The sequence below is a fragment of the uncultured Thiodictyon sp. genome (assembly GCF_903828115.1).
In the GTDB taxonomy this organism is placed as follows: Bacteria; Pseudomonadota; Gammaproteobacteria; order Chromatiales; family Chromatiaceae; genus Thiodictyon.
Genome location: NZ_CAIKKU010000251.1, coordinates 1 through 11,320 on the forward strand (window position 1 = coordinate 1; position 11,320 = coordinate 11,320).

Sequence of the window (11,320 nt, forward strand, 5' to 3'; positions counted from 1 at the left end):
CAGTGCGGCGCGGCCTCTGGTCAACCCGCACCGCCGGAGTTATCCGCGAGATCGCGCCGCACTGGGGTGCGGCGCTCCCAGGCCGGACCGGACTGGACATGAGGCTTAACCTGATGGCAGTGCCGCGGGAGCGTGGGAACGCGAAATATCCCTGCCGGTCAACCGTCATTCCAGACCTCGTCGTCTGGATTGTCCCAGACGTGGCGCATGGCGCCGTCCTGGGCCGCCTTGAGGTCTTCGATGGACAAATCCCGCAGGCCGTGCCTGGCCTCCAGATAGCCGATGAAGTCCAGAACCTCGCGGGCCAGCGGCTCCGGGAGCCGGCTCGCCTGCGCGAAGATTCGATCCGCCGTGGTACCCATACCCGCGCCCCTCGCCCGTAAGTCGTCTAGGGGGTCAGTGTATCCCAGCCCGTTGCCTGGATGGAGCGCAGCGCAATCCGAATCCGCAGTCGTCGCCAGCGGGTATCCGCGCGGCCTGCCACCGGAATCCTCAGCCCCGCAGGGGCGTTACATACCAGCCCAGGGCAGCGCCCTGGGTTGGGCGCAGGATGAGGTTTAGCCCTGAAAGGGCGTGACATAGGGCCGCACCCAGTGACGGTTGAGCGCTGATGGATGTCACGCCCCTTCAGGGCTGGGCATCAGAAACCGCACCACCCCGGGGCGTTGCCCTGGGCTGGTATGTTGCGCCCCTGCGGGGCTTGACCTCGCGCCGGACTGAATGCGGCACGCGACGCTGGGGCCTGGGAGGGAGGCGGGCCGGGCGGGCGCCCGGCACCCCCACGATCCCCGCAGCGACCCGCACGCCGCCCCCGCCGACTTGGTAGACTCCCGCCCCCGACGCCCGCCATCCAACACCACAGCCGAGCCCGCCATGGACCCCCGCTTCATCCACCTGCACCTGCACACGGAATACTCCCTGGTCGACGGACTGGTGGGGGTCAAGCCCCTGGTCAAGGCGGCGCGCAAGGCCGGGATGCCGGCCGTGGCGATCACCGACCAGTGCAATTTTTTCGCCCTGGTGCGCTTCTACAAGGCGGCGCTGGGGGCCGGGATCAAGCCGATCGCGGGGGCGGACCTGTGGGTGAAGAACCCCTCGGACCCCAACAAGCCGCACCGCCTGGTGCTGCTGGTGCAGGATAAACAGGGCTACGGCAATCTCACCCGGCTGATCTCGCGCGCCTATGTCGAGGGCCAGTACCTGGGCGTCCCCCAGGTGGAGCGTGACTGGATCGCGGCGGCCCCGCAAGGGTTGATCGCGCTTTCGGGCGGGCCCCAGGGCGATGTCGCCTCCGCCCTGCTGGCGGGCAACCGCACCGGGGCCGAGTACCTGCTGGACCAGTGGCTCGCGGTCTTCGGCGACCGCTACTACCTGGAGCTGATCCGCACCGGGCGGGAGCAGGAGGCGGAATTGGTGGAGCAGTGCGTCGATCTCGCACTGGCCCGCGGCGTGCCGGTGGTGGCGACCAACGACGTGCGCTTCCTCGCCCGCGAGGACTTCGAGGCCCACGAGGTACGGGTCTGCATCCACGAGGGCCGCACCCTGGACGATCCGCGCCGGCCGCGGGTCTTCAGCGAGGAGCAATATCTGCGCACCCCCGCCGAGATGGTCGAGCTGTTCGCCGACTGCCCGGAGGCCCTGGAGAACTCCGTAGAAATCGCCAAGCGCTGCAACCTGGAGCTGGAACTGGGCAAGAACTACCTGCCCGACTTCCCGGTGCCGGCGGGACTGACCATGGACGAGTTCTTCCGCGCCGAGTCCGAGGCGGGTCTCAAGCGCCGCTTCGAGCGCGGCCTGTTGCGGGCGGCCGCCGATCAACCGGAACGCCGCCGGCTCTACGCGCAGCGCCTGGACCTGGAACTCGGGGTCATCTGCCAGATGGGCTTCCCGGGCTATTTCCTGATCGTGGCGGACTTCATCGCCTGGGCCAAGCGCAACGGCATCCCGGTCGGCCCCGGGCGCGGCTCCGGTGCCGGCTCGCTGGTCGCCTATGCGCTCGGGATCACGGACCTTGACCCCATCCAGCATGATTTGCTGTTTGAGCGCTTCCTGAACCCCGAGCGCGTCTCCATGCCCGACTTCGACATCGACTTCTGCATGGAGGGCCGGGACCGGGTCATCGACTATGTGGCCGACCGCTATGGGCGCGAGGCGGTGTCCCAGATCATCACCTTCGGCACCATGGCCGCCAAGGCGGTGGTGCGCGACGTGGGCCGGGTCATGGGTCACCCCTACGGCTTCTGCGACCGGGTGGCCAAGATGGTCCCCTTCGAGCTCGGCATGACGCTGGAGAAGGCGCTGGAAGACAACCCGGATCTCAAGGCCGCCTATGAGGACGACGAGGAGGTCCACAGCCTCATCGACATGGGGCGCAAGCTCGAGGGCTGCACCCGCAACGCCGGCAAGCACGCCGGGGGCGTGGTCATCGCCCCCACCCGCCTCACCGACTTCGCGCCGCTGTATTGCGAGCCGGGCGGGGACAACCTGGTCACCCAATTCGACAAGGACGACGTGGAGTCGGTGGGCCTGGTGAAGTTCGACTTCCTGGGGCTGCGCACCCTCACCATCATCGACTGGGCGCTCAAGACCATCAACGCCCACCGGCCGGCGGGCCTGGAGCCCATCGACATCGAACAGATCGACCCGGCCGACCCCGCGGCCTTCGCATTGCTCAAGCGCTGCGAGACCACCGCCGTCTTCCAACTCGAATCGCGCGGCATGAAGGAGCTGATCAAGAAGCTCCAGCCCGACTCATTCGGTGATATCACGGCCCTGGTCGCCCTGTTTCGGCCCGGGCCGCTGCAATCGGGAATGGTGGACGACTTCATCAACCGCAAGCACGGGCGCGCCGATGTCGCCTACCCGCACCCGGACCTGGAACCGGTATTGGCGCCCACCTACGGCATCATCCTCTACCAGGAGCAGGTGATGCAGATCGCCCAGGTCCTGTCCGGCTACTCGCTGGGCGGGGCGGACCTGCTGCGCCGCGCCATGGGCAAGAAGAAGGCCGAGGAGATGGCCAAGCAGCGCGTCGGCTTCCAGGAGGGGGCCGAGCAGCGCGGGGTGGACCGCGGGATTGCGGCGCACATCTTCGATCTGATGGAGAAATTCGCGGGCTATGGCTTCAATAAGTGTGTGGTCGGTGAGACCCTGGTCGCCGACCCCGCGACCGGCGAACTGCGCGAGGTCAAGGACATCTATCGCCGCGGCCTCGCCGGCGTCGCCAGCCTGCACGCCGACGGCACCATGGGATGCAGCCCGGTGGTGCAGGTCATGGAGAACGGGATCAGGCCCGTGCAACGGCTGACGACCTCACTCGGCAAGTCACTGCGCGCGACCGACAATCATCCCTTGCTAACCCCCGACGGCTGGAAACCGCTTGGTTCACTCACCGCCGGCGATCGGATCGCCTCACCCTCGCGCCTGCCGGTCGAGGGCCGCGAGACCTGGCCTGAACACGAGCTCATTGTATTGGGCTGGGTCTTGTCGGAGGGCAATACCTGCCATCCCAGCGGCTTCTATTTCTACAACAAGGACGAAGCGGTGACCCAGGACTTCTGCGCCGCGGTCTCGTGCTTTCAGAATACGGTAACGACGGCGCGGCTGCGTACCGACCGCTGCGATACCTGGTCCATTTATGTCGGGACCGGCCGCGATACGCGTATTGCGGCAGGTGGCGGCCATTGCTTCACCTCACGCTCGGGTGCACGGCTGTGGCTCGAAGGGCTGGGGATCGTCGGCCAGAAGGCCAACGAGAAGCACTTCCCGGCCGCGGTGTTTCGGCTCGACCACCGAAGTCTAGCGGTCCTGCTCGGCCGCCTGTGGTCCGGTGACGGCTACGTGGCGGGTCAGGACGGCAACAACATGACGCCCTATCTGGCCACCGCCTCGCGGCGTCTGGCCTGTGAGACCCAGCATCTCCTGCTGCGTCTGGGAATCGTCAGCCGACTGACGGAGAAGCGCTTTCCGTATAAGGACGGGCGAGTCGGCTATACCGTGTATCTCCTCGGCCGCACGGCGACCGAGCGCTTCGTCGAATTCATCGGGCCGCATTTGATTGGGCGCGACTTACAACGCGGGGCGCTGCAACAGTATCTTGAGGCGACACCCGCCGACCATGAGAGCGTCGACACCCTACCGGCGCAGATCAAGCTCCAGGTTCGCCATGAGAAAGAGGCCAGCGGACTGACGTGGAGTGAGATCGAGTCTCGCAGCGGCGTTTGTGTCAAAGAGATCTACGGACAGATCAGACCGAATAAGCGGGGTTTTCGACGTGCGACTGTCCGCCGGTTAGCCGATTTTTTCGATTCGGCGACGCTACGCGAAGCGGTCGACAGTGAGATTTTCTGGGAGCGAGTCGTCTCGATCGAGCCCGACGGCGCGGCGATGACCTACGACCTGGAGGTTGCGGACACACACAATTTCGTCGCCAACGATATCATCGTCCATAATTCGCACAGCGCCGCCTATGCCCTGGTCAGCTATCAGACCCTGTGGCTCAAGACCCACTACCCGGCCGCCTTCATGGCCGCGGTGCTCTCCGCGGACATGGACAATACCGATAAGGTCGTCACGCTCATCGAGGAATGCCGCCAGATGAAGCTGGCGGTGCAGCCGCCGGCGGTCAATCACTCCGAATACCGCTTCACCATCGCCGGGGACGATACCGTGGTCTATGGGCTGGGGGCCATCAAGGGGGTCGGCGAGGGGGCGATCGAGGCCATGCTGGAGGCGCGGCGCACCGGCGGCCCCTTCCGGGATCTCTGGGAATTCTGTCGCCGCATCGACCTGCACAAGGCCAACCGGCGGGTGCTGGAGGGGATGATCCGCGCCGGGGCACTCGACGGGCTGGCCCCCAACCGCGCCACCCTGATGGCGCAGTTGCCGCTGGCGCTCAAGTTCGCCGAGCAGCACCGCGCGACCCAGGCGGCCGGTCAATTCGACCTGTTCGGCGGCCTGCTCGACAGCGGCGGACCCACCGCCGCCGCGCCGGACCCGCAGATCGCGTCGGAAACCCGCGAGGACTGGGACGACGAACAGCGCCTGTCCGGCGAACGCGAGACCCTGGGCCTCTATCTGACCGGCCACCCCATCGACCGCTACACCGGCGAGATCGACGCCATGGTGGGGGCCGCCAACCGCATCGCGCGCCTAAAAGAAACCGAGCGCGACCCCACGGAGGCCGAGAACCGCTGGGACAACAAGCGGCGCGAGCGCGACCGGCGCACCATCGCCGGGCTGGTGGTGAGCGTGCGCCCCGGCAAGACGCAGCGCGGGCGCATGTGCTCGGTGCTCCTGGATGACCGCACCGGGCGTATCGAGGTGACGGTCTTCTCCGAGCTGTACGAGACGACGCGCAGCCTGCTGATCCCGGACCAGCTCATCACCGTCACCGGCTCCCTGAGCTTCGACGACTTCCGCAACGACTGGACCTTCCGCGCCGAGGACGTGCGCACCTTCGAGCAGGCGCGCGAGTCACAGGCCGACCACCTGGCCCTGACCCTGGGGGCCGCCCCCGGCCCCATCTGTGACCTCGACCTGGTCGAACAGATCAAGGCCATCCTGGAACCCTTCCGCGGCGGTGATTCGCGCATCCTTCTCGACTGCCGGCGCCCCGGGGTGCGCGCGCGGCTCCTGTGCGGCGACGCCTGGCGGGTGCAGCCGCGCGATGCGCTCTTGAAGCAACTGCGCCGCCTGCTCGGCAATGAGGCGGTGAGCGTCTGTTACCAGCGCGGCACCCTGCCGACGATGCCGGCGGAGCCCGAACGGCCGCGGGCGGCGCGGTTGACGGTGGTCAGGTAGCCCCGGCACCCGACCCGCACCCTGGAGTCCAAGGCTTCAGCCTTGGACGTCGCCCGCCTCCCCCGGCACTGCACCAGCGCCCCTTGCCTCGCCAAGCGGATATAATCATGCGGGAAGCAATCTCGAGAGTTCAAAGGCGTGCGTACACGGGAGTTGGCGAGTGGCGTTTCAAGTTGTAGGCCGCGATAAGCTGGTGAAATTCTGGACACGCCATGCCCAGGCCCGTCGTCCGCTGGAAGCCTGGCTTGCCGAGGCGACCCAGGCGACTTGGCAGACGCCGCAGGACATCCGCGACCGCTGGGATTTATGAGGATTTCACCGGTGAACAGCAAATCGATCGCCAACGACGCGGACCACCAGTCCGCACTTGCCGAGTTGACCGCCCTGCTTGAAGGCGACCCGCCGAATGGCAGCCCCCAAGCCGAACGCCTGGAATGGCTCTCGCTCGCGATCGACCGCTACGAGACAGCGCATTATCCTATTGCACTTCCGGACCCGGTCGACGCAATCCTGTTTCGTATGGAACAGCAGGGATTGACGCGCCGCGATCTGGTACCCTACATGGGGTCGGAGATCAAGGTTGCGGAGGTGCTGACCCGCAAACGACCGCTGAGCCTGCCCATGATCCGCAAGCTCCATCGCGGACTTGGTATTCCCGCCGACGTACTGATACAGGAGCCGCGCTTATTCGAGTCCGCGACTGCCTAGCCACGACCGGGCATAGGCTGCGACAAGAAAGCCGGTACCCTTGCGCGGCGATGATTCTGCATATCGCAGTCGACCACCCGGAGTCCAAGGCTTCAGCCCTGGCCGTTTGCCGGTTCCCTCCAACGCTGCGCCGACTCCCGAGATTCGCTATCCTTGCCCACCTGAACACCGAGGGACAGTGCCGCGACGGCCCGGCACGACTCGTCCTGCAAGCTCTTTTCTCGCAGCCGCACACCAGGGGCGCACCCCGCTGTACTGCCCACCGCTGACAGCGCAAGAACACACCCGAGTACATGAATGCCCACGTTGAACTGGATCGGCAAAGAGGCCGTCGTCAGACACCACCGGGAGGTGCCGTTCCGTCTGCTGGAGCCGGTGCCGGAACTGTCCTGCGGCGGCGCCGACAGCGGCAACCTGATCGTGCAGGGCGACAACCTGCACGCGCTCAAGGCCCTGCTGCCGCGCTATGCCGGGCAGGTCAAATGCATCTATATCGACCCGCCCTACAACACCGGCAACGAGGGCTGGGTCTACAACGACAACGTCAGCAGCCCGGAGATTCGCCGCTGGCTCGGCGCCGTGGTCGGTAAGGAGGGCGAGACGCTGGATCGGCATGACCGCTGGTTGTGCATGATGTATCCGCGGCTGGTGTTGCTGCGCCAGTTCCTGCGGGACGATGGAGCTATCTTCGTTTCAATCGACGACAACGAAGTCGGCAACCTTCAGGCTTTGATGCGCGAGGTGTTCGGCACGGGCAATGAGGTTGCCACCGTCGTCTGGCAGAAAGGCAAGAAGGGCGATTCAAAGCTGGTTTCGATCACCCACGAATACATCCTCGCTTTCGCTCGCAACAAAGCCTTGCTGAACGACCGGAAGGTCAAGTGGCGGCGCAAGAAACCAGGGGTTGGTGACGTACTTGAGCACTACGCGGGCCTATGCAGCAAGCACGGCCCCAATCACGAGAACATCCGTAAAGATCTGATGGGATGGTATCGAGAGATGCCGCAAACCGACCCCAGAAAGGCGCACAAGCATTATAACTGGTCAGACAATCGGGGATTGTATTTTGCAGCAGACTTTGCAGGACCGGACGACGGTCGCGAGAATCGCCCACGCTATCCGATCATTCATCCCGTCACGCGGCAGCCTTGCGCTATCCCATCGACCGGGTGGCGATGGGAGCAGGAAACGACCACGGCCGCATTGGCTCAAGACCCGCCGCGAATCCATTTCGGGAAAGACCATACGACCATCCCGAACCGCAAGAGCTATCTCTGCGAGATCGACGACGAACCGATGATGAGTGTTTTCTACAAGGATGGGCGCGCTGCCACGCTGGAGGTAGAGTCTATCCTCGGCGCCGGAGCCTTCCCGTTTCCGAAAGATTCCGAGGCTATCGCTGACTTGATCGGGATGGTGGCGGCCCCGGGTGATATTGTTCTTGACAGCTTCAGTGGATCGGGAACGACCGCACACGCGGTACTGAAACTCAATCAGCATCTCAGCGTGCCGATGCGATTTATTTTGGTTGAAATTGATCGCGACGTTGCGCAAACGAAGACCCGCGAGCGTGTGAGGAAGGCTATAGAAGGATTTGTTCCGCTTACCGGGAAGAAGCGAATGCCCGTAACGGGCCTCGGCGGCGGCTTCCAATTCTGCCGCCTGTCCGCCGAACCGCTCTTCGATCCCACCGGCCAGGTCCGCGCCGACGTAACCTTTGCCCAACTCGCCGAATTCGTCTGGTTTGCCGAGACCGGTACCGGCTTCACCGGCACGGCCGACGGCCCCCTGATCGGCATCCACGAGGGACGCGCCATCTACCTGCTCTACAACGGCATCCTGAAGGACCAATCGGCGGCCGGCGGCAATGTACTCACCGGGCCGGTCTTCGACTCGCTCCCCAGGTTCGCCGGTCCCAAGGTCATTTACGCCGCGGCGAATCGCCTGGGCTCACGCACCGCGCGCGAGGGTATCACCTTCAAGCAAACCCCCTACGCGCTGGATGTCTGAGCCATGACGACCTTCGCCCCCAAGACCTACCAGTCGCAGGTACTCGACAGCCTGGAGACCTATTTCAGGGCTTGTCATGAGTTGCCGTCGCCGGCGCTTGCCTATACGGCCACGACCGAACGCCTGTGGGGCCGGGCCCTGGCCTACAACCCCTTGGCGGGCTTCCCGCTGGACATGCCCTACCTGTGCCTGCGGGTGCCGACCGGCGGCGGCAAGACCTGGCTCGCGGCCAAGAGCGTCGCGCTGGTCAACACGCACCTGCTGCGCTGCGAGCACAGTGTCATTCTCTGGCTGGTGCCGAGCAAGCCGATCCGCGAGCAGACCTTGCGGGCGCTCAAGGACCGGCTGCATCCCTATCACACGGCGCTGCGCGAGGCCGGCCCGCTCACCGTCATGGACCTGGACGAGGCCAAGGCGGTGACGCGCGCCACGCTGGACACCTCGACCACGATCATCGTGGCCACCCGCCAGGCCTTCCAGGTCGAAGAGGAGGAATGCCGCAAGGTCTATCAGTCGAGCGGCACCCTGATGCACCACTTCGACAACCTGTCACCCGCCCAGCGCGATGCACTCCTGACCGAGGGCGAAGGGCCGGACCAGACCAGGCCCTGTTCGCTGGCCAATGTGCTGCGCCGGCGCCGGCCTTTTGTCATCGTCGATGAGGCGCACAACAGCCGCACCGAACTGGCCTTCAACATGCTGGCACGTTTGCGCCCCAGCGGGATACTGGAACTCACCGCCACGCCCGACCTTGAGCGCACCCCCAGCAATGTCCTGCACAGCGTCTCTGCCGCCGAATTGAAGGCGGAGGAGATGATCAAGTTGCCGGTGGTGCTGGAGACCGAGCCGAACTGGCAGCAATGCCTGGCCGATGCTATCGGCCGGCGGGAGGCATTGCACCAGTTGGCCGAGGATGAGCGGCACACCGGCGCGCCCTACCTGAGGCCCATCGTGCTGATCCAGTCGGAGCCGCGCCGGGCCGGGGTCGAGACACTGGATTTCGAGCGCGTCCGCAAGGAGTTGATCACCAACCACGGCATCCCCGCCGACCAGATCCTGGTGGCGACCGGGGAGGAGAAGGGGCTGGAGCAGATCGATTCTGACTATAAGCTGGGCATCGCCGACCCCGCCTGCCCGGTCAAGTTCGTCATCACCCAGCGCGCCCTGGCCGAGGGCTGGGACTGTCCGTTCGCCTATATCCTGGTCAGTATGGCCTCGCTGCATTCGGCCACGGCGGTGGAACAGTTGCTCGGCCGGGTATTGCGCCAGCCCAATGCCAGCCGGCGGGCGGCCCGCGAACTCAATCAGTCTTATGCCTTCGTCGTCTCCCGTAACTTTGCCGAGACCGCCGGCGCATTGCGTGACCGCCTGGTGGCCGGCGCCGGATTCGAGCGGCGCGAGGTCGGCGAGTTCGTCACGGCGGCCAAGGACGAGCAGGCACGGCTGGATTTGGAAGGGCACGCCGGGCGCGTGTTCGTGCATCCAGTGGCGATTACATTGTCGGAGAAGCCGAACCTCAAGGAGGTGCCCAAACCCGTCCGGGACAAGGTCGTGTGGGACGGCAAGCTCAATACGCTCACCATCACCACGCCATTGACGGAAGAAGAGACCGAGGTGCTCAAGGCCGCGGTGACGACACCAACCGCGGCAGCGGCGATCGTCGCGGCGGCCGAGGTCAGCCGCACCACGGCCATCGAGTTCTTCCAGACACCGGCCGAACTTGGGGAGCGATTGCGGATACCGCAACTGGCGCTGCGCGTGCAGGGTGAGTTGAAGTTGTTCGATGACCCGGAGGTGCTGGAGTACCCATGGGACCTGTCGCACTATGTTGCAGCGCCGACGGCCGCGGACATCGCCGCCCTGGGCGCGGGCCTCAAGGTGTCCGAAGGCGGTGAAATCGATATCGATGACGGCAGTGGCAAGGTGGTGTCCCGCTTCCTGCCGGCGCTGCAACGCGACCTGGGTCTGGTCTACCCGCCTGAACAGCGCGACGCGGTGCGCCTGGCCACCTGGTTGTGCGCCAACCTGCCGGAGCCATCCCTGACCCATGCCGGCAAGCAGGCCTTTGTGGCCGCCTGGCTCGCCGAGTTGCTGCGCCGCGACGGCTTCACCCTGGCGCGCGCCAATCTGCAGCAGTTCATGATCCGCAATCTGCTTGAGGCGCGCATCCGGGACCTGCGCAGGCAGGCGGTCGGGAAGGCGTTTCAGTTGACCCTGTTCGGCGACGAGGCCGCGTCGCGCATGGCGGTCACCGACGAGTATGCCTTTGAGTTCCAGGCCCAGGCCTATGCCCCCAGCCGCGATTACGACGGCCGCTTCGGGTGCTTCGAGTTCCGCCACCACTTCTATGGGCGGATCGGCGACTTCGACAGCAAAGAGGAATTCGAGTGCGCGTGCCGGCTGGATATCGCGGCGGCGCAGGGCCGCATCCAGTTCTGGGTTCGCAACCTGGTGCGGCGCGAGGGCAGCTCTTTTTTCCTGCAAAAGGCCGACGGCCGTTTCTATCCGGACTTCCTGTGCCGACTGCCGCCGTCCGGGGAACTGCCGGGGACCATCCTCGCGGTGGAATACAAGGGCGCTGATCGCTGGCAAGCGGCCGCAGATGACCGCTTGATCGGCGGACTCTGGGCCGGTCTTTCGGACGGGCGCTGCCGCTTCGTGATGGTGACGGACAAGCACTGGGATGAACTTGACGAGTGGCTGAAATGAGGCCGCATCGCCACCCCGATCCGGGTCACGCGGGCCTTGATTATAACTCCGGCCACACGGCTGCACGGGAGGTCGCTGGTCCGCACAGCGG

6 protein-coding genes and 2 pseudogenes are annotated in these 11,320 nt (G+C 65.6%); 7 read left to right on the top strand and 1 reads right to left on the bottom strand.

Annotation, left to right across the window (positions count from 1 at the left end):
* Positions 1-158 precede the first annotated feature (158 nt).
* Entirely contained in the window at positions 159-362 is a 204-nt protein-coding gene (locus QZY48_RS09440) for a DUF2281 domain-containing protein (RefSeq protein WP_295430433.1), read from the bottom strand.
* Between the two features lie 511 nt (positions 363-873).
* On the opposite strand from QZY48_RS09440, the pseudogene dnaE reads away from it, so the two are divergent.
* The 7 genes and pseudogenes from dnaE to QZY48_RS09465 all read left to right on the top strand — a co-directional run.
* Positions 874-4,449: pseudogene (gene dnaE, locus QZY48_RS09445) on the top strand (DNA polymerase III subunit alpha); the annotation flags it as partial.
* Between the two features lie 165 nt (positions 4,450-4,614).
* Positions 4,615-5,442: pseudogene (locus QZY48_RS34735) on the top strand (OB-fold nucleic acid binding domain-containing protein); the annotation flags it as partial.
* A 6-nt stretch (positions 5,443-5,448) separates the two neighbouring features.
* Entirely contained in the window at positions 5,449-5,802 is a 354-nt protein-coding gene (locus QZY48_RS34740) for a hypothetical protein (RefSeq protein WP_366929662.1), read from the top strand.
* Positions 5,803-5,962: 160 nt separating this feature from the next.
* On the top strand, positions 5,963-6,112 hold the full coding sequence (locus QZY48_RS09450) for a hypothetical protein (protein WP_295430437.1): 150 nt from the start codon (positions 5,963-5,965) through the stop codon (positions 6,110-6,112).
* 11 nt (positions 6,113-6,123) lie between these two features.
* Positions 6,124-6,510, top strand: a complete 387-nt coding sequence (locus QZY48_RS09455; RefSeq protein WP_295430439.1) for a transcriptional regulator — start codon at positions 6,124-6,126, stop codon at positions 6,508-6,510.
* A gap of 306 nt (positions 6,511-6,816) precedes the next feature.
* Complete coding sequence (locus QZY48_RS09460; protein WP_295430441.1) at positions 6,817-8,520, top strand: site-specific DNA-methyltransferase; 1,704 nt, start codon at positions 6,817-6,819, stop codon at positions 8,518-8,520.
* Between the two features lie 3 nt (positions 8,521-8,523).
* Complete coding sequence (locus tag QZY48_RS09465; RefSeq protein ID WP_295430443.1) at positions 8,524-11,229, top strand: DEAD/DEAH box helicase family protein; 2,706 nt, start codon at positions 8,524-8,526, stop codon at positions 11,227-11,229.
* Positions 11,230-11,320: the final 91 nt, after the last annotated feature.

What these genes read in the sequence shown, in the direction of transcription:
- QZY48_RS09465 (WP_295430443.1), top strand. Translation starts at nt 8,524, where the DNA reads ATGACGACCTTCGCCCCCAAGACCTACCAGTCGCAGGTACTCGACAGC.
- QZY48_RS09440 (WP_295430433.1), bottom strand. Translation starts at nt 362, where the DNA reads ATGGGTACCACGGCGGATCGAATCTTCGCGCAGGCGAGCCGGCTCCCG.